This window comes from Pseudomonas sp. S2_E02 (assembly GCF_054668355.1).
Map to the genome: position 1 here is coordinate 2,300,645 of NZ_CP162761.1, position 19,526 is coordinate 2,320,170.

Here is a 19,526-nt window from a genome sequence, read left to right on the forward strand (position 1 = left end):
TTACCTCAGACTATTTTTTTGAAGGATATTTAGTGACTTTCCCACTAGTGGCTTGAGCAATGACAGATTGAACTTCCAACTTTCAATCAGATTTGACTCGAAAAAAAATTTCTTATCACCAGATGCGACGTAGCATTCCGAGCCCAAAATGTTTAACTCGACGTACCCCTCGACTTCGAGCGTAAGCATGCTCTCCAGAAATTCTTTAACATCGGAAAAAGCTCCATACTCAGCGTCATTATCATACAATATATCCGCATAGGGACTATTTTCATTCAAGCGCTTAAATGAAACTAGAAAAGCGTGCATATCCTTTGGATTCTTTAGCAAGAAATCAAAAAGCGCAGCTTTTTGAATATCAAGAACAAAATCTCCATTTCTATTTCGGCCCAACTGATCAACTATCAGCCAGCGCCGAAACATAGAAACATACACTTCACCGCGAAAATCAAGCATCGAGCTAACGCTTTTCATGGCATCATCTTCTTGATATCTTCTACTGTTATATCTTTATCCCAAATTACAGTTCTATCGAGCCGGTTTGCCACTTGATGCAGCAACCCACCTTTATGTAAAAAATTAATATAGCGCACTGCACAAATTAAAAGACTTGCGTCTTGATCTCGCAATTCCTTATGGACAGCAGAGAAAATTTCATCCGCCGTCTTCTTGCTATTACCATTATATGTTTGCCGATAAATACTAAGAACTTTTTCTTGCAGATCAGCAAGATGCTGCTTATCATCGCGCTTCGCAGCTTTGGAGATAATTTCCGCATGAAAAAATGAAGCCTTGGCATCAGCAATGCCCATCTCTCCAACTTCAGAAAGAATAAGTTTAATAACAAAAATCTCCTTGTTAAAATCCTCGTCACCCCCCGAATATTTCAGAGCTGCCACATCAGTCATATATCGCTCATGCGATATTTCTTCCAAAAACTTTTTTAGCCTTTTGAAGGAGTGATCTTTTTTATCATCCGGTTTGCAAATAGAAGTGTGATCATGATTAAGCGTAAACGCATCTGAGGTTCTAACCTTATAAGGGATTGAGCTAACCTCAGTAACACACTCATCATGCGACGCGACCAAATAAACACATTTTGGAAGTTCTTCCTTCCTTTCGTACCACTCGGTATTTAGCCCATCAGAATATTCTGAAAGTGGCTGCATCTCCGCTGCATTTATATTCGCTGTTGGAGAGAGCAACACTGAGCCTAATGAGCCTTTATGCGGCACAGCAATAGAGACATATCCGATAGGTCGCGGTCCTTCTCCAGCAACATAATTTAAAATATGATCTTTCGCGATCAACCCTCCCATGCTATGAGCAACAAGCACTACCTCATCGAACTCATCCAACTCCGTCCGAATAAAGCCATTCAACAGGTGACTCAAATATCTTATCGGCTTATTTTTTTGGACTTTTGTACTTAGATTCACTAGTGGAATCTTATTCAGTAATTTTTTCAATGCTTGAACAGGCGCCGACTTAAAAACGTCTAGCACTTGCGTAAAATAATCAAACTCAAAAAACTCAAATTCCTTGCCGATACTACTTTCTGAGGCCAGCAGATCACAAAACCTCTCACCTCTTTTATTTATCCAGGTTTTTGTACCACCGGTGAATCCATGGATAAATACAACTCCGACCTTTTTGATTTGTGGATCTCTCATCCTTAAATGACCTCATGAGCTCTAGATATGAAGCATATTCTTATGCCATCAATATGCCATAATCGCAGCATTTTCACACCTTTCACTCGTGGCGCGCTCAGACGCGACTTGCTGATAGCGCTGTTGGCGAATTCAATACCAAAGAAAGACGGCCTAAAGCTCACAGGTACACTGTTTGCTGATTCTGACCTGACCGCATGCGTTGCTCATCGCTCTCTTTGGAGAATCTCACTCACCAGCATTAAGCCTGAGTCGCCCCCCTCTATCCCAATCCTGATAAACTCCTCCCCCCCCAGCCCCACCCAATCCAGAATCGCCAATGTCCCCTATCACCGCCACACCCGCCCCACTCTCCCGCCGCTTCTCCGTCGCCCCGATGATGGATTGGACCGACCGCCATTGCCGTTTCTTCCTACGCCTCCTGTCGAAGAACGCCCTCCTCTACACCGAAATGGTCACCACCGGCGCGCTGCTCAACGGCGATCACGAACGTTTCCTTCGTCACAACGAAGCCGAGCACCCTCTCGCGCTGCAGTTGGGCGGTAGCGTTCCATTGGACCTAGCCGCCTGCGCCCGCATGGCCCAGGAGCACGGTTACGACGAAGTGAACCTAAACGTCGGCTGCCCAAGCGATCGTGTGCAGAACAACATGATCGGCGCGTGCCTGATGGGTCACCCGCAACTGGTGGCGGATTGTGTGATGGCAATGCAAGACGCGGTGACGATTCCAGTGACGGTGAAACATCGCATCGGCATCAACGGTCGCGACAGTTACGCGGAGCTGTGTGATTTCGTCGGCACCGTCCGCGATGCCGGGTGCACCAGTTTTACCGTGCATGCGCGGATTGCGATTCTGGAGGGGTTGTCGCCGAAGGAGAATCGCGACATTCCGCCGTTGCGCTATGACGTGGCGGCGCAGCTGAAGGCGGATTTTCCGGAGTTGGAGATTGTGCTGAATGGCGGGATCAAGACGATGGAGGCTTGTCATGAGCATTTGCAGACGTTTGACGGTGTGATGTTGGGGCGTGAGGCTTATCACAATCCGTATTTGCTGGCGGAGGTGGATCAGCAGTTGTTCGGCAGTTCGGCGCCGGTGATCAGTCGGGCTGAGGCGTTGGCGCAGTTGCGTCCTTATATAGCCGAGCATTTGCTCGCCGGTGGGGCGATGCATCACATCACGCGGCATGTGCTGGGCTTGGGCACGGGGTTCCCGGGGGCGCGGAAATTCCGTCAGTTGTTGTCGGTGGATATTCACAAGGCCAAGGATCCGCTGGCGTTGCTGGATCAGGCGGCTGAGTTGCTTGAAGGTCGTTGATTGATGGTTTGAGTGTGCGGGTGACGCATGAGCGTTGCCCGGTGTTTTGTTGTACTGACAGGATGTCTTTTGTTTATGCCCGCGTTTACTTTTTCTGCTTTCAAGCGCTTCACCCTCCTCGCCTTGTTCAGTTTCACTTCCGACGTTTATGCGCACTGCGATGGCTTTTGTATGGGCCGTACCGATACGCCGTGGGAGGTGACGCAGATTTCCGGGCTCACCTCGGTGTCTTTATTTCTCGCACCTTTTTCGGCTAGCCAGGAAACGACCGACAGTCACAAGCGTGTTTACTCCGCCGAGGAGCAGGAAGACGCGCGACTCTATCTGGCCAGCGACGGCATGCTGCAGGCCGCGTATTTCACCTCGGCCTTGCAGCGCTATCGCCAGGAGTCGTCGGATTCGGCGTTAAACGATCTCGCCGTGGCGGCGTTGATCAGCGCTCAATGATCAGGCCGCCGCTGCGGCGGTCCAGTTGACCCAGCCAAACAGCCACGTCGCCAGAATCAACAAACCAAACGCGATCCGATACCAGGCGAACGCGGCGTAGCTGTGGTTGGCAATAAACTTGAGCAAGCCGCGCACGGCGATCATCGCGAAGATGAATGCAGTGACGAAGCCGAGGGCGAAGACTGGCAGGTCGTTGGGCTGGAACAGGTCGCGGTATTTGTAGCCGGAGTACACGGCGGCGCCGACCATGGTCGGCATGGCGAGGAAGAACGAGAATTCGGTGGCGGCTTTGCGCGACAGGCCGAAGAGCAGACCGCCGATGATGGTCGAGCCGGAGCGCGAGGTGCCGGGAATCATCGCCAGGCATTGTACGAATCCGACTTTCAGTGCGTGGGACCAGCGCATGTCGTCGACGTGTTCGACGCTGATCACATGGCTGCGCTGTTCGGCCCACAACATGATGATGCCGCCGACGACCAGTGCCACGGCGACGGTGATCGGGTTAAACAGGTATTCGTGGATCGCGTCGGCGAACAACACGCCCAAGACCACGGCGGGCAGAAAGGCGATTAGCAAGTTGAGGGTGAAGCGTTGTGCATTACGTTCGGTGGGCAGGCCTTTGATGATGTCGAAGATCTTCGGTCGAAACTCCCAGACGACGGCAAGAATGGCACCCAGTTGAATAATGATGTTGAAGGCCATGGCGCGTTCGCCGCCGAATTCCAGCAAGTCGGCGACGATGATCTGGTGGCCGGTACTCGAGATCGGCAGGAACTCGGTCAGGCCTTCTACCGCACCTAATATCAACACCTGGAAAAGGGTCCAGAAATCCATTAATCCTCCGTCAGAGCGCTCTTGATGAGCGACCGGGTAATAACACTCAGGGGTTGAGTATCTGCAGTGAGACCATTGACATACATAAACGCAAAAGTTCATCAGCCACAAAGATTACGTCTTATTAAAAGACACACTCAAGCCATGTTAGTAATCGTCGGCCGACGAACTACGCAGAAAATATTTAGGCCTTTTTGCAGAAAAAAGTTGCTCTGACAAAAAAGTGTGATCAATATCACATTATTCTAGGATGGCCAGACAGTGGCAATTGGACACGGATAAGGCTATCGCAATAAGCTCAAAATAGTGGCACCATTGCATATCGCCACCATCTAAGCAGTAGTTCACCCCTCCGAGAAAATCAACTAAAAGCTTGAAAAGCTTAATTATTGTTAGAAAACTCGCGAGCCACGTCTAAAAATCGCGTGAATGTTACCAATTGTCAGTCACAGATGAGAACCGGTGCTTTAACATCCCGATGTCAGCACTTAATTCGAGTCAATGCATGATGCTCTCAGCGAACTTAGCGACTAGAAGCCCGCGCCCGACAAACGACGAACCTGGTGTTCTTACTCTGGGTCGTACCCGTGGCGTGGCTGAACATTTCAAAGCGCTAGTCGCCCAGCATATACGTACCGATATGGCGCTCGAAGCCAGCGCGTACACTAGTTCATATCAGTTGAATGAACAGTCTGGTTCGTATCGAGCGATTTTCCTGATTATCGACAGCCCTCAGGCGCTCGAAGACAATCTTGCCTTGGTCGAGAACCTGCGCAGCGACAACTTGAAACCGATCATTTGCGCGGTCATCACCGGTCGCGGCGCCTTCAACAAGATCAAATATTATCTGGCTGGCGCGGATGTTTGTATCAAGCTCAATACCCTTTCCGACGATGGCGCCGAGTTGCTGGGCGAGTTCTTCAACAGCGAAGAATGGCAACGCGATATCGATCTGACGCTTGATCCGACGCGTATCTGCCTGATGGGCACCAGCAAGAAACTCGATATCTCGTTTGCCGAAATGAAGATCCTCGAAGCCTTCGCGCAAACCAGTAATCACATTCTGAGCCATGATGAAATCGCCAGCATCATGGGCCTCAACACCAATTTCTACGACCCTCGAGCGCTGGAGAAGTCAATCAGTCGCTTGCGTGGAAAAATCAAGGACATGTATGGTACAAACGCGATTCAGAGCATTCGCGGCTATGGCTATCGCCTGCTGCGGGGTCTGATATCGACTGCCTGACTCTCGGGCAGCCATCCCATTTGCATACGTACGAAGGATCGTCTAATGCAACCATATAGCTTCCGTTCTGCTTCACGCCTGTTTGAAATCAAGCAATTGAATGAGCGCGACAACACGCCCCATAACAATAAAACTCCATAACATAGCAGCAGATCGAGTGGAATTTATCGAGGGCCAATCTTGGGCCCAGACCCTGCCTATCGATTACTTCCGAGGAAGTCATTGCTCGCCTGCCGATTTATCTTTTAGCCAATTTTGGTATGTATTCAGGAGAGAGACATGGAAACTAGTACAACCCTCCCAAGGAAATATTTTGTTGTCGTGACTCACAGTACAACGTCGCAACGCGAACTGGAGAGCATGCTGTCCAGTGAACGTTTCAATTCGTTTGAAGGGGTTGATTCGCCCTCTTCCGCTCCAATGGTGATGGAGTTCACATATCCAGGCATCAGTCGAAAAAATATCCCGCGCAGTATCGAACACGATACTCAGCGAATAGTGGCCACGCTCGAGTCCGAATGGCGCGCCGCGCAATCGGCTAATCCTTTCCAGAATGTCCCGGTCATTACCGGGGAATCCCGCAACATGCCACCTGCCGTTGAAGGCGATATGCCCGGCAATGAAACCTGGCATCTCGACCCGGCTCAGGGTGCACTGGTCAAAGAAGATGTCGAAATCAGCCTGACTGGCCTGGAAACAGCACTGGTCAGAAAAATGCTCAGCCATGAAGAGCGTGTTGTCAGTCGTGACGAGCTGATTCTCAGCATCGGTCGAGAACCGGAACAATATCGCGGCCTGGAAATGTGCTTGAGTCGCCTGCAAGACAAATTCAAAAGCGCCAGTAATGGTGAGCGACTGTTTCGTGCTGTCAGAAACCGCGGTTATTGCCTGATTCAGGAAGTCGTCGCTTAACCCGCAAGACCTCCACGAACAGAACAAACAGAAAAAGTGCGATTACAAAAACAACAAGAGCACTCTGTTTGGCTTGATCTTCCTCCCTGAAGTAAATATTCCCTGCCTCCACCCTCCAACAGTAACAAATACAACACACTTTATTCACCCCTCGCTCTACGACCTTTTTTAACACCCTTTTATTTAATTATTAAAAAGTTGGCACTGTGCCATCTTGTTAGAACTCGTCAGACACCATTCCAGCCAATAACTTAGTCTATTGACTGACGACAGTTCGGCATATCGATGCTGTTACCTCAGGACACTCGTTAAAACAAAAACAATAAGTCTGGATAACAACTCGGTTTTCAACTGTTGAAACCTGAATGGACGTCTTTTGGGGATACCGTATGGATCTTTCTTTAAGTATCAATCGAAGCACAGGCCTCAAGGGACTGACCTTTTGGGGCCAATGGGCGCTGGCACAAGGCTTTGTGGTGACGCTGCTGTTCATACTCGCCGAGCAGCACACCGGGACGGTCGCGTTCTACTACCGGATGTGTGCAACCCTGGCGGTACTGGCGTCGGTGCCGGCGTATACGTTTAGCGGTGTTTATCGCAAGCGTGACAACTACCTGACCGGTCTCGGTCGGCTGTTCATGGGTTGGTCGATGACCATGGCGGCGCTGGCGTGCATCGCTTTTGTCTGCCAGGCCGATGAGCTGTTTTCGCGGCAGGTGATTCTGAGCTGGGCGGTGTATGGCTTCCTCGGTCAGGCGTTTCTCTACGCGCCGCTGCATGCGTTTTCCAAGTACTACCAACGGTCGCGTAAAAGCGAACACAAGACGCTGATCGTCGGCACTGGCGAACTGGCGTTGGGTCTGGCGAAGAAGCTCAGCCAACTGGAAAATCTGCCGCTGGTAGGTTTGGTCAGCAATGGCGATGTGTCTGCACTGGGTTCGGATGCTCCGCGTGTAGTGGGTGATCAGGAACAGTTGCTGGAGCTGATCGAAACCCATGATATCCGCCGCTTGTACATCACCCTGCCGCTGTGCGAAGCCGCGAAAATCGAAGCGATTTATGGCGATTTGCTCGGCGCCAACGTCGACGTGGTGTGGGTGCCGGACTTGAACAGTCTGACCCTGCTCAATCACTCGGTGAAGGTTGTGGATGGCCTGCCGGCGATCTACTTGAACGAAAGCCCGCTGACCAGTCGCCCTACCGCTGCCTTGAGCAAGAGTCTGGTAGAAAAAACCGTGGCGTTTCTGGCGATCATCGCGCTGAGCCCGATCCTGCTGATCATTGCGCTGGCGGTGAAGATCAACTCGCCAGGCCCGGTGTTTTTCAAACAGGATCGCCATGGCTGGAACGGCAAGGTGATCAAAGTCTGGAAGTTCCGCTCGATGCGTGTTCACGATGACCGTGACGTGAAGCAGGCCAGCCGTAATGATTCGCGCATTACCGCAGTCGGCCGCTTTATTCGCCGCACTTCGCTGGATGAACTGCCGCAACTGTTCAACGTGTTGCAGGGGCATATGGCCCTGGTCGGCCCACGCCCGCATGCTGTCGCGCACAACAACTACTACTCGGGGAAAATCCTCGCGTACATGGCGCGTCACCGGATTAAACCGGGGATCACCGGGCTGGCCCAGATCAGCGGCTGCCGGGGTGAGACGGACACCATCGACAAGATGCAGAAGCGTGTCGAGATTGATCTGCAGTACATCAACAGCTGGTCGTTGTGGCTGGATCTGAAGATCCTGGTGAAGACACCGTTTACGTTGCTGTCGAAGGATATTTACTGAGGTTCGAAGCTGGATATCGCAAGGGGACGAAAGTCCCCTTTTTTGTGCGTGGGATTTGGGAGCGAGAGTGGATTGTGGAGGGATGCAAAAACCTTTGGGAGCGAGCCTGCTCGCGAAAGCGGAGGGTCAGGCAACATTGATGTTGGATGTGCTGACGCCTTCGCGAGCAAGCTCGCTCCCACAGGGGGCTTGTGGTTGGCTTGGGATTTGTGGTGTGACAAATAACCAATGTGGGAGTGAGCTTGCTCGCGATGGCGGTGGGTCAGGCAACGGGGATGTCGACTGAACGAACGCTATCGCGAGCAGGCTCACTCCCACAGGGCATTTGTGGTTGGCTTGGGATTTGTGGCGTGATGAAAATCCAATGTGGGAGCGAGCTTGCTCGCGATGGCGGTGGGTCAGGCAACGGGGATGTCGACTGAACGAACGCTATCGCGAGCAGGCTCACTCCTACAGGGGATTTGTGGTTGGCTTGGGATTTGTGGCGTGATGAAAATCCAATGTGGGAGCGAGCCTGCTCGCGAAAGCGGTGGGTCAGGCAACATTGATGCTGGATGTGCTGACGTCTTCGCGAGCAAGCTCGCTCCCACAGGGGGCTTGTGGTTGGCTTGGGATTTGTGGTGTGACAAATAGCCAATGTAGGCCTTCGCCAGCTCACGATGGCGGTGGGTCAGGCAACGGGGATGTCGACTGAACGAACGCTATCGCGAGCAGGCTCACTCCTACAGGGCATTTGTGGTTGGCTCGGGATTTTGGGCGTGACAAATAGCCAATGTGGGAGTGAGCTTGCTCGCGAAAGCGGTGGGTCAGGCAACATTGATGCTGGATGTGCTGACGTCTTCGCGAGCAGGCTCGCTCCCACAGGTTTCAGAGGTTTCTCGGAGATCCTCGCTTACTCAGTAATCTTCTCGAAATTCCGATAAAACATGTCCCCTTCCCGGCTATCGGTCATCGAGTGCAGCTGGTAGCTGCGGCTGAGTCGCGCACCACCGTCACGGGTCAGCGGGGCCCAGACCAGGTTGGCGCGGCGCATGGTCGACATGCTCATCATTTCGTCGAACGGGATCGACAGGTAGATGCCTTTGTCGAAACTACCTTCGCCATACTCCGCGCTGCCCGCCGTGGTGATCGTCGCCCACGCGCCAAATCGCACGCCATTGAAAAACTCGCGCGAGATGTCCAGCGTGCCGCCCCAGTCACCGGCCAGATAACGCCCGACGCTCACCGCCGCCAGCGTATCGAACGGCAGATCGGTATACGCCGTGACATGCCCGGTCACCACCGAGTAATCACGCAGGGCAAAACCCTGATCGAAATCGCGCTGCCGCACCCAGTTCAGATCCGCGCCCACCGACCAGCGCTCACCGGTCGGGCGGAACAACACCTCACCGCCGACACCGGCAAACATCGACTCCAGATAACCGCCATAGACCATGCCGTACCAGTCTTTATCCAACTGCTCGGCATGACTCACCTGAAACAACGGCATGGTCGTGTTGGACGTGGTCAGGTACTGACGCAAATCCGTGCGCACACGCGGCAAACCGCTCGGCGCGTCGTAGGTGAATTTGTCGAAGTTGTTGGCCAGGTTGGCACTGAGCAACCCGCTCCACCAGGTGTTGCGGTTGAAGCGGTATTCGGCGTCGGCATCGGCACTCAATTGATAGAGCAAGCCATCCGGACCACCAACGTTCTGCTTGAAGCCCAAACCCACGCCATAGCTGAAATGCTGCGGTGCTTCGGTGTAGAGGGTCTTCTCGTTGTGTGGCATCGCCGGGTTGATCTCGGTGGTGCGGTGCAGCGACTCCAGTGGCTCCTCGTTGTTGATCACTTCGCGGAAGGTCTGGCGCGGCACGCTGGTTTCTTCCAGCGGCAAGTCGTAGCGCTTGTTGACCACGGTGAACCAGTCGATGTCGTCGTTGACGCTGTTGTCGAGAATCCGGCTCGCCCGCCCGACAGCCTTGGACGAATGGAAGTAACGCTGCTGCTCGCCATACACGATCAGCTCGGAATCACGCTGCGCAATGCGCTCGACCTTGTAACCGGCATTCTGCTGCAAACGCTGCGAGACGTTGGCCCAGTTGACCTGATCCATCGCCGTGGTCGGCGCTTTCGCCGGCAGCGGTTCCGGGGTCGGATCGTAGGTCTTCGCCGGAGCCTTGCGGCTGACGAAATTGGTGTGGAAAGTCACGCCGAACATCGCCGTATTACCGCGCTCCCACGCCGCGCTGACATCGACCGAATCGGTCACCTTGAATACCGCGCCAAGGTTGATCGGCGAGTCCTGTTTGATCTCGTTGTCCTTCGGCTCATGCTTGTAGTCGTTGCCTTCGAATTCGAGTTTCAGGCTGAGGCGATCCCACGGCGTCTGATAGCTCACGCCACCGAAGAACGACGGCCGGCCACGGAAGTACGAACCCGAGTTGACGTCACCGGTGCCCTCGAGGGCCGGACGGGTATCGAAGCGATCGCTGACGTAGCCCAACGGGTTGTCGATGTCGCCGCGATTACCGAGGTAACCCCAGGCAATCCCGGCGCTGAAATCGAAGTTGTCGTAGCGTTTGTTGGCGACGAAAAATTCGCTGGAGAACAAACCGGTACCACCGACATCTCGGAAGCCCAGCGCCACGTCGGGCAACCAGTGACTTTCCTGCCACAGCCGGACTTTGACGTCGACCGCCTTGTCCTTATAGCTTTGGCTACCGCTGAGGGCCTCCGAGCCGTACGGCCGGTTGGTGATCGCGGTGTAGCGAAACGAGCCTTCGAGCCAGTCCAGCGGCTGTAACGACACGCTGTAGCGACTGTACGGATCGGTGCGGTTGGCGTTGACGCTCAACTCGCCGGCCGGGGCCATGCGCGCCGTCGGCGTCTGCAACAGCCCGGTGCCACCGAAATCATTCTGGGTAATGCGCGGTTCGGCATGAGCCAGACCGCAGGGCAATAACAACACAGCTGCAAAACGTAACTTCAACGAACCACCTCGGCCAGCTGCGTGGCAATGAATTCGGCCAACTGCTGATTCAGTTCAGGAAGAGGCGGATCAAGATCATCATTTTTCACCGGCACCAGAATCTTGCTGCCGGCCACGGGAAAGTGTCCGGACTCACGATTCCAGTGGGCGATGCCGACACGCCGCGAGACGCCGTTGGGCTGGATCAGCCACAGGTAATCGGCTTCGGCATCGCTCAGGATCGAACAGCCTTGCAGGTATTCACGCGCCTCCTGCAACGGCTGATACGGCAAGTGGCACGGCTCGGCGACGGCACCGAGCACTTGCACTTCGTCGACGCGTTTCGGGTAGATCAGACGATCACCGTCATCGAGGCGAATGTTGCGCGCGAAGCCGACTTCCAATGCAACCGGATCAAGATCGGCGATCTGCCGCCCCGTTACCGGCATCTGCCGCACTTCTTCGGCAATGCGCTGCGCCAGTGCCGCCCGACTCGGCCGGTCGAACAGCATCGACATGCGTTGCAGCACATCCAGATCAAACAACACACCGACCTTGAGCCGTGTCTGCGCCTCAATCAGCGACTGCCGCAGCAACCCGCCCGCCAGCCAATAGCCTTCGGCATTCGGCACGGCTTCGCTGATCACATCGAGCAAGCGCCCACCCGGTGGCAACGCGACCGGCCCGGGATTGGCGACATCGCCCGACACCGTGACAGCCGCCTGACTCACGCTCGCGACCAGCATCAAGCTCGCCGACAACATTTTCAGGCGCATCACGGCAGGTGCCTGCGATCAGGGGTCAGTTGCACAACCTTGACGCGCAACTGCGACGTCAGTTGCTGCTCGCTCTGCAAAATGAACCCGTCGCGCGGATCGACCCAGTAACGATTGGTCGCGCTCAGGCCAATGGCCGGGGCGTCAATGTGTTCATCGACACGCAGCACGGTGTATTCCTTTTCGAGAATCTTCAGGGTCTGTTCCGAGCGGCGGGAGAAGCGGCTGTTGACGATCACCCCGACTTCCTGACCTTTGTAGAGGTCGATCCAGCGCCGCGTGGTGAACCCGTCGGCAACGTGATGCAGGCCCTGTTTGAACGGCGAGTCGTCGGCCAGCCGCGTGCCATCGAGATCGCCTTCCAGACCCAGGCCAATGGAGCGCACGGCAAGGCCATTGCGCAGCAGCAGAACCTGTTTGCCCGAGGCGACCCAGAACTGCAGGTCTTCACGCTCGCGCACCAGCGCCAGCACCCCGGAGCCGGAAGGCGTGGTCAGTTTCATTTGCGGATAGTTGACCCCCGCCACTTCGGCCACCGACACATCGACCTCATCCGGGCCGACGACTGCGGCCTTGAGGTTATTTAACGAAGCGCTCATCAGCGGGTTACAGCCGCACAGCAACGAGGCCGCCATCAGGCACAGGCCAACTTTCAAAATGTTCAAAGTCGGACCTTATTTGGCGTTGTTGTTGCTGTATTCGCTCCAGTTCTTCGCAGCGGAAGCGCCGGTGCCGACAATCGATGCCGACGGCACCAACTGGCTGATCAGACGGTTCCAGCGAGTCACGTTGGCAGGCCCGACATACACCACGTCCTGCGGGCGAACTTCGAAGTGCGAAGCGAGCGCCATGGCGGTCGGCGATTCGGCTTCCAGCTGGTAGATCTTGGCCGGTTCGACATCAAGGTTTTCCACGCCACGAATGACATAGACCGCGTTGCCATTGGAGGTGGTCTGGGCCAGGCCGCCAACCGAACCGAGCACGTCGGTGAGGTTCATCGTCGCGGTCTTGAAACTCAGCGCACGCGGCTGGTTGACCTCGCCCATCACGTAGATGCGCTTGTTGTCGTTGTACGGCAGATACAGCTGATCGCCGCCCTTGAGGTAAACGTTCTGCAACTCGGAATCCGCCTGATTGAGCGAGTCGAGATTGAGCGGATAAGTACGCCCCTTGCGCGTCAGCAACAACCCGGACAGATCAGCGTTGTTGGTGTCGATGCCGGCCGAGCCGAGGGCTTCGACCACGCTCAGCGGATTGGTGGAAATCGCTTGCGGGCCGGCCTTGGCCACCGCGCCGGTGACCACGACCTTCTGGCTGGCGAAACGCAACACCGCGACATCTACCTGCGGCTCGGCGATGAATGCCGACAGCCGTTGTTCAATGTCCGAGCGCAGTTGCTGGATGGTCCGGCCAGTGGCCTGGACTTCCTTGATGAACGGGTAATAGAGCGTGCCATCGGAGCGCACCAGACGGCCGTTGGCATCGATCTGTTGTTGCGCGCCGGACGGGGCCGTCAGCTCAGGGTGATCCCACACGGTGATGTACAGAACATCGTTGTTGCCGATGCGGTATTCGGCCGGCGTCGCCAGCAGCTCCGGCGGCAGCGACTCACGCTTTTGCGTGGCGCGGTTCATGGCAATCAGCTTCGGCGTGATCGGAATCAGCTCGACCCGGCTGCTTTCGCTGGCACCCTGGCGGGTGATGTCACTGGTGCTGAGGTATTGACCGGGGGAAAACATGCAACCTTGCAAAGCGAGACTTGCCAACATTAAAAGATAAACACTACGAGTCATAATGGCACTACGCTATTCAAGGGCGAATCCAAAAACAAAGTCACCCGACTTGCGTCGGGCGACCCTGTACTGCACTAACAGAACTTCCTGTTAGTTATGCGTGCCGGTTGTACCGGTGGTACCCGTCGTACCGGTGGTACCGCCGTTGGCACTGCCACCGCTGTTAGACGCCGCTACAGCACTGGCAACCATTGCAGTACTGGCTGCGGGCGCTTGAGAAGCCGCCACGTTGCCACCTACATTGGTTACCGCTGTCAACGGTGCTTCAGCGGCGGCAGCCCAGTTGCTCAACATCGTCAACAGGGCAACTGCCATCACTTTTTTCATATCAACTCCTTTCTAACATTCGACCTGTTAAAAAACCGGCCTGAGTTAGCGGTGGTGAGTTCAAGTCCGCAAAAAGCGCGAACATGATCCGTCGTTCTTTCACAGTCTTACCCAACTGATAAAAGTCGAACGGCAGGTTTATATCTACGGATTTGCAAAAGGCATTGCCAGTGTAATTTCCCGACGTAATCTAACAACCTGACTGAAAATAACATTGGACTAAATGGCCATCATCGCGAGTAGCCTTGGGGATGGTTCGATTGCCAGCGCCAAGTATCAGTGACCATGTCCTGCAAGTTGCGCGTAGCTTTCCAGCCCAGCTCTTTTGCCGCCTTGGAGGCGTCGGCCCAACTCTCGGCGATATCCCCGGAGCGGCGCGGCATCATTCGGTACGGCACCGGTTGCCCGCAGGCCTGCTCGAACGCGTGGAGCACTTGCAGCACGCTGTAACCATCGCCGGTGCCGAGGTTCCAGGTGTGAATGCCGGTGCGCCCGGAGATCGACTGCAACGCCTTCAGGTGGCCGTCGGCCAGATCGACGACGTGGATGTAATCGCGCACGCCAGTGCCATCGATTGTCGGGTAGTCGTTGCCGAAGATCGACAGCTCTTGCAGGCTGCCGACCGCCACCTGACTGATGTACGGCACCAGATTATTCGGGATGCCGTTGGGGTCTTCGCCCATGTGCCCGCTGGCGTGGGCGCCGATCGGGTTGAAGTAGCGCAGCAAGGCGATGCTCCAGCGCGGCTCGGCCAGGCTCAAGTCACGCAGGACATTTTCGACGATCAGCTTGGACTGGCCGTAGGGATTGGTCGGATTGCCGGTGGGAAAATCCTCGCGAATCGGCATCTGCTCAGGCTCGCCATACACCGTGGCCGACGAGCTGAACACCAGCCGGAACACCCCCGCCGCCGCCATCGCCTGACACAGATTGATGCTGCCGCTGACGTTGGTCTCGTAGTACTCGAGCGGTTTGCGCACGCTCTCGCCGACCGCTTTCAGGCCGGCAAAATGCAGCACCGCTTCGATGTTGTGCTCGCGGAAAATCCGGTCAAGCAATGTCCGGTCACAGACATCGCCGCGGATCATCCAGGCACTCTTGCCGCAAATGCCCTCAACGGCGTGCAACGCGGCTTCGCTGCTGTTACAAAGGTTATCCAGTACGACAACTTCATAACCTGCTTCAAGTAGAGCAAGTGTGGTGTGCGAGCCGATATAGCCGGCGCCACCCGTTACCAGAATCTTCATAGTGCTATCCGTCTTTGGATGAGTGACAAGTAGCGTGTCAAGCCTGTTTTATTGAAGATGTGTCACAACTCACACAAACAGGCGACAACAACCGAAAACAAAACTAGTTCAATGACTGGCAATAAATATTTTTGCAGGTCACACTGTATTGCCCGCTACTTATTAGCACTCCCTGTGCGCTCATCACTATCAACCGATACCGACTAAAAATAACTAATAAAGCATTCGCCGACATCTCATAACATTGTCATGTTTTACCGGCCCAACTAATTGCCATTAACAACCTGACTCAGGTATTAAAGTAGGCCTTCAATCAACATTGAAACTTTCAGCCATTGTTTATGGCTCGCATCCGTCGCCTGTGTTCCATGACTGTCCAGGATACTTTTATGATTCGTAAATGTTTGTTCCCCGCTGCCGGCTATGGCACGCGTTTCTTGCCGGCCACCAAAGCCATGCCGAAAGAGATGCTGCCGATCGTCAACAAGCCGTTGATCGAGTACGCCGTTGAAGAAGCGCGGGACGCCGGCCTGCAACACATGGCCATCGTCACCGGTCGCGGCAAGCGTGCGCTGGAAGACCATTTCGACATCAGCTACGAACTTGAACACCAGATTCGCGGCACCGAGAAAGAGAAATTCCTAGCCGGCACCCGCGAGCTGATCGACACCTGCACCTTCTCCTACACCCGGCAGGTGGAAATGAAAGGTCTGGGCCACGCGATTCTCAGCGGTCGTCCGCTGATCGGCGATGAGCCGTTTGCCGTGGTGCTGGCCGATGACCTGTGCCTGAACCTGGAAGGTGACGGCGTGCTTACGCAGATGATCCAGCTGTACAAGAAATTCCGCTGCTCGATCGTCGCCATCCAGGAAGTCCCGGCCGACCAGACCCACAAGTACGGGGTGATCGCCGGCGAGCTGATGTCCGACGGCATCTACCGCGTCAACAACATGGTGGAAAAACCGGCCCCGCAAGACGCGCCGTCGAACCTGGCAATCATCGGCCGCTACATCCTCACCCCGGACATTTTCGACCTGATCGCCGACACCCAACCGGGCAAGGGCGGTGAAATCCAGATCACCGACGCACTGATGAAACAGGCGCAGAACGGTTGCGTGCTGGCCTACCAATTCAAAGGCCTGCGCTTTGACTGCGGTGACGCCGAGGGTTACTTGCAGGCGACCAATTTCTGCTACGAAAACGTCTATCTCAAGGGCCGCTGAGACGGCTCCCTTCACCCAACGAGGCCACCATGAACATTGCACAACATTCCGTAGAGATTGAACGCGAGGTGGGTAACCTCGGGGTGATGAGCTGGCTGTCGCGCCATCAACCGTTGCCCAGCGCCAACGAGTCCTGGCTGGGCACGATTCTGCTGGTGGAGCGGATTGGCGTGTTTCCGGCGTCCGGTGATATCCGCCGGCCGCTGCGTGATCCGTATCCCCTGCTCGCTCATCTGAAAAAGCTGTATGGCGAGCAGGCATTGGAGATGGATGACCAGGATGGCCTGAAAGTGATCTTCAGCGACTGGCGCTTTCGCGTACGGATTTGCTGCAACGACCCGGCGATCATCATCAACGTTGAGACACGGTGCGATACGCGGTTGATGCCGCAGAAGATTGCGGAGTTGCTCGAGCAAGTAGACGCCTTCGAATAACTCCCCTCACCTGATCGTTCCCACGCTCTGCGTGGGAATGCATCCAGTGACGCTCTGCGTCACCCAGCGAAGGGACGCGGAGCGTCCCGGGCGGCATTGCCACGCAGAGCGTGGGAACGATCACCGCTCTGGGGTTTGCGTGTTATTTAGGGGAGGCGTCGCACCGATCCTTGGCGCCGGTAATCCAGCCATAAAAGTAATCGGCAATCACCTTCCCGCCCGTGGCCGGTACCGGATGAATCTTGTCCGGGCCGATCATCGCTGCCGCGTAGCGTTTGACGTCAGGGCCGAACGCGCATTGCAGATTGGCGTAGCCCAGACGTTGCTCTCGCGCCCACGGCTCAAGCACCTGCGCATACGCCGACATCGGGTAAGCGCTGGAGCGCGTGGTGTCCTGCCGCATGATCAGGTTGATGCTCGCCTGCGGTTGAATCTCACGCAACATGCCCACCAGCCCCTGAACGTTCTGCAGATACTGCGCGGGCTTCACGCCGAAGCCCTGATCGTTGCCACCGAGCATGATCAGGTAAACATCAGCGGGGATCTTCGACACGGCAGCTTTCCACTGCACCTGCCATTGCGGATCCTGGTGATAGAAATCCGCAGACGCCGCACCGGAGGCCGCCAGTTTCGATACGCGCACGCCGTTCTGATCGTTGCTCATCCACAGGCCGAACAACGTCGGCGCGCCTTTCACCACTTCCAGTTTGAAGGACCAGTCTTTCGCTGCAGACAGGCCTGCCAATGGCACTTCCTGAACCCCGGCGCCTGTCAGCGTCATCGGCTGCCAATCTTCTGAAGGTGACCAGCGGTAACGGATCTCAGAGGATTCGCCAGTGCCGAGGTAAAGCAGTTTCGCCTGAGTGACCGCCGTATCGATGCGCGGCGAAGGATTGGCATCCACCTGCAACCACGCACCGGACCGGCCCGTCACTGTGCGGCTGTCCGGGCTTGCTTGCCCCAACTCTGAAACCTTCCAGTCGCCGCCGAAGTACTTGTCACTGCTGCGGGTGTATTTGAAGTGCGTGCCGCCCAGCGCGGCACCGTGATTGAAACCGACGTAACCCGGCCCGGCAAAACCCACCTCCCCGGCCACGCGCTGCACCAGTTTGTTCAGGTAGAAATCCTGCCCGGCGCTGTAGCTGTCGCCGATCACCGAGACCGACAAAACCTTACCGGCCTTGCCTTCACGCCACTGCGCGAAACGCTCGCGGGCGTCACCTACCTGAACCACCGACGCTGCGACGGGTTGCGCGTCATCTACTGCCAACATGCAAAATTTCCTTCAGTCTGAAATGGCCCACTGAATGCCGGGATGTACAGAGATCAACTGTAGGAGTGAGCCTGCTCGCGATTGCGGTCTATCCAATACAAATGCATTGACTGACACAACGCTATCGCGAGCAGGCTCACTCCTACATTTGTCGCGGTCATCCGCTAAATCTGTGTACACCAAAAAAACCTGTGGGAGCGACGGTGCGACGATTCGACTTGCTCGCGAAGCTCTTAGCTGTTTTGTGGTTGCACCACCGGGGTGACAGGCGCCGCCGGTTTGTTCTTCGCCGCCCGCTCCCCAAGGAACAACACCGAGGTGGAATTGAATCGGCTGAAAATCATCGACAACAGCACCGGCCCGAGCAAACCAAAGGTCAAACCACCGAGCACCAGCAAACTTTCATCCTTCACCCCCAACCGCCCCAGCACCAACCGCGACGTCGCCGCGAACAGCACATGGAACAGAAAGATCGCATAGGAATAGCCACCCAGCCAGGTCAGCGCTTTCGAGCGCATATCACTCGAGAGCAAGGCGATGCACGATACGCAACCCACGGTCAGACCGATCAGGCTACGGCGATCAACAATCAACTCACGATCAATCGCTGCCACATACAACAACGTCAGCGAGATCAACACAAACACCAACGGCCCGATCACCTTGAAGCGTTGCTTCAGCGCATCGACGTTCTCCTGGCCAATCATCCCCGCGACAAAAAACGGCAACAGATAAATCGCCCCGTTGATCCCGAACGCGTCGAACTTGAACGGCGGCAGCAGAAACAACACTGCCGCAAACGCAAACAGCCCATACAAGCGCGTCGCCGAGCGCAGCATCCCGCGCCACTCCAGCAGCCCGACGAACATGAAAATGATGAACACCGCCTGCAGGAACCAAAAGTGGTTGATCGGCACCCAGAACGACAACAGCGCGTCGATCACCCCGACATCCTTGTTCACCCCCGGCCCCACCGCTTGCAACACCGAGAACGGTACACCGACGCAAAACAGCGGCACGATCAAGCGACGCACCTTGCCGCTGAAGAACGCGGAAAAGTCATTGCCGCGGATTTTGTAAATCGAATAGATGTACCCGGAGATGAAGGTGAACAACGGCATGCGCACGTACACCATCGAATCGGCGAGCACCCGGAACGGCGAGCCGACATCGATCTTCAACCCGCCGCCCAGCGGGCCGATGACGTGATAGAGCACCAGCAACAGGCACGCCAGGCCACGCAGGGTTTCAATCTCCAGGGACTTTTTCTTGCTCGACATAAAGCACCTGCC

Annotated in this window: 18 protein-coding genes; 7 read left to right on the forward strand and 11 right to left on the reverse strand. The window is 55.5% G+C overall.

The genetic code is table 11. From position 1 onward, the window contains the following. Window positions 1-474 (reverse strand): hypothetical protein, encoded by a 474-nt coding sequence (locus AB4O01_RS10215; protein WP_460091596.1) that lies wholly within the window; start codon window positions 472-474, stop codon window positions 1-3. Next, window positions 471-1,673 carry an ABC-three component system protein gene (locus tag AB4O01_RS10220; RefSeq protein WP_460091598.1) on the reverse strand — a complete coding sequence of 401 codons (1,203 nt, stop codon included), beginning with the start codon at window positions 1,671-1,673 and terminating at the stop codon, window positions 471-473. Before AB4O01_RS10220 ends, AB4O01_RS10215 begins: the two co-directional genes overlap by 4 nt. 319 nt (window positions 1,674-1,992) lie before the next feature. On the opposite strand from AB4O01_RS10220, the gene dusA reads away from it, so the two are divergent. Further along, window positions 1,993-2,988, forward strand: a complete 996-nt coding sequence (gene dusA, locus AB4O01_RS10225) for a tRNA dihydrouridine(20/20a) synthase DusA (protein ID WP_460091600.1) — start codon at window positions 1,993-1,995, stop codon at window positions 2,986-2,988. A gap of 27 nt (window positions 2,989-3,015) precedes the next feature. After that, window positions 3,016-3,435 (forward strand): DUF2388 domain-containing protein, encoded by a 420-nt coding sequence (locus AB4O01_RS10230; RefSeq protein ID WP_460091602.1) that lies wholly within the window; start codon window positions 3,016-3,018, stop codon window positions 3,433-3,435. Here AB4O01_RS10230 and AB4O01_RS10235 read toward each other — a convergent pair whose 3' ends face one another. Further along, window positions 3,436-4,269, reverse strand: coding sequence for an undecaprenyl-diphosphate phosphatase (locus AB4O01_RS10235; RefSeq protein WP_099756770.1), 834 nt, complete (start codon window positions 4,267-4,269; stop codon window positions 3,436-3,438). A gap of 505 nt (window positions 4,270-4,774) precedes the next feature. On the opposite strand from AB4O01_RS10235, the gene AB4O01_RS10240 reads away from it, so the two are divergent. From AB4O01_RS10240 to AB4O01_RS10250, 3 genes are all read left to right on the forward strand, one after another. After that, complete coding sequence (locus AB4O01_RS10240; RefSeq protein WP_186624444.1) at window positions 4,775-5,515, forward strand: winged helix-turn-helix domain-containing protein; 741 nt, start codon at window positions 4,775-4,777, stop codon at window positions 5,513-5,515. Window positions 5,516-5,794: 279 nt separating this feature from the next. Next, window positions 5,795-6,427 carry a winged helix-turn-helix domain-containing protein gene (locus AB4O01_RS10245; RefSeq protein WP_093433774.1) on the forward strand — a complete coding sequence of 211 codons (633 nt, stop codon included), beginning with the start codon at window positions 5,795-5,797 and terminating at the stop codon, window positions 6,425-6,427. 389 nt (window positions 6,428-6,816) lie between these two features. After that, the gene (locus AB4O01_RS10250) at window positions 6,817-8,211 is read left to right on the forward strand and encodes an undecaprenyl-phosphate glucose phosphotransferase (RefSeq protein ID WP_093433772.1); all 1,395 of its coding nucleotides are present in this window, start codon (window positions 6,817-6,819) and stop codon (window positions 8,209-8,211) included. A gap of 892 nt (window positions 8,212-9,103) precedes the next feature. Here AB4O01_RS10250 and AB4O01_RS10255 read toward each other — a convergent pair. The 6 genes from AB4O01_RS10255 to galE all read right to left on the reverse strand — a co-directional run bounded on the left by AB4O01_RS10255 (window position 9,104) and on the right by galE (window position 15,304). After that, on the reverse strand, window positions 9,104-11,182 hold the full coding sequence (locus AB4O01_RS10255) for a YjbH domain-containing protein (protein ID WP_099756773.1): 2,079 nt from the start codon (window positions 11,180-11,182) through the stop codon (window positions 9,104-9,106). Next, on the reverse strand, window positions 11,179-11,937 hold the full coding sequence (locus AB4O01_RS10260) for a capsule biosynthesis GfcC family protein (RefSeq protein ID WP_093433764.1): 759 nt from the start codon (window positions 11,935-11,937) through the stop codon (window positions 11,179-11,181). Before AB4O01_RS10260 ends, AB4O01_RS10255 begins: the two co-directional genes overlap by 4 nt. Next, window positions 11,937-12,602 carry a YjbF family lipoprotein gene (locus tag AB4O01_RS10265; RefSeq protein WP_414926301.1) on the reverse strand — a complete coding sequence of 222 codons (666 nt, stop codon included), beginning with the start codon at window positions 12,600-12,602 and terminating at the stop codon, window positions 11,937-11,939. Before AB4O01_RS10265 ends, AB4O01_RS10260 begins: the two co-directional genes overlap by 1 nt. Before the next feature lie 9 nt (window positions 12,603-12,611). After that, window positions 12,612-13,730 carry a polysaccharide biosynthesis/export family protein gene (locus tag AB4O01_RS10270; protein ID WP_175559610.1) on the reverse strand — a complete coding sequence of 373 codons (1,119 nt, stop codon included), beginning with the start codon at window positions 13,728-13,730 and terminating at the stop codon, window positions 12,612-12,614. A gap of 90 nt (window positions 13,731-13,820) precedes the next feature. Continuing rightward, window positions 13,821-14,057, reverse strand: a complete 237-nt coding sequence (locus AB4O01_RS10275; RefSeq protein WP_007910552.1) for a hypothetical protein — start codon at window positions 14,055-14,057, stop codon at window positions 13,821-13,823. 230 nt (window positions 14,058-14,287) lie between these two features. Continuing rightward, window positions 14,288-15,304: a UDP-glucose 4-epimerase GalE gene (gene galE / locus AB4O01_RS10280; protein WP_460091605.1), complete on the reverse strand. Its 1,017-nt coding sequence runs from the start codon at window positions 15,302-15,304 to the stop codon at window positions 14,288-14,290. A 389-nt stretch (window positions 15,305-15,693) separates the two neighbouring features. Here galE and galU point away from each other — a divergent pair, with 389 nt between their 5' ends. Next, on the forward strand, window positions 15,694-16,527 hold the full coding sequence (gene galU, locus AB4O01_RS10285) for a UTP--glucose-1-phosphate uridylyltransferase GalU (protein WP_116256600.1): 834 nt from the start codon (window positions 15,694-15,696) through the stop codon (window positions 16,525-16,527). Window positions 16,528-16,556: 29 nt separating this feature from the next. Beyond that, entirely contained in the window at window positions 16,557-16,961 is a 405-nt protein-coding gene (locus tag AB4O01_RS10290) for a phosphohexomutase domain-containing protein (protein WP_093433750.1), read from the forward strand. A gap of 142 nt (window positions 16,962-17,103) precedes the next feature. Here AB4O01_RS10290 and AB4O01_RS10295 read toward each other — a convergent pair whose 3' ends face one another. Together AB4O01_RS10295 and AB4O01_RS10300 are read right to left on the reverse strand one after the other, a co-directional pair. After that, a complete protein-coding gene (locus tag AB4O01_RS10295) occupies window positions 17,104-18,234 on the reverse strand; it encodes an SGNH/GDSL hydrolase family protein (RefSeq protein WP_460091607.1) in 1,131 nt (376 codons plus the stop codon). Between the two features lie 233 nt (window positions 18,235-18,467). Continuing rightward, window positions 18,468-19,514, reverse strand: a complete 1,047-nt coding sequence (locus tag AB4O01_RS10300) for an acyltransferase family protein (RefSeq protein ID WP_460091609.1) — start codon at window positions 19,512-19,514, stop codon at window positions 18,468-18,470. Between the last annotated feature and the right edge of the window lie 12 nt (window positions 19,515-19,526).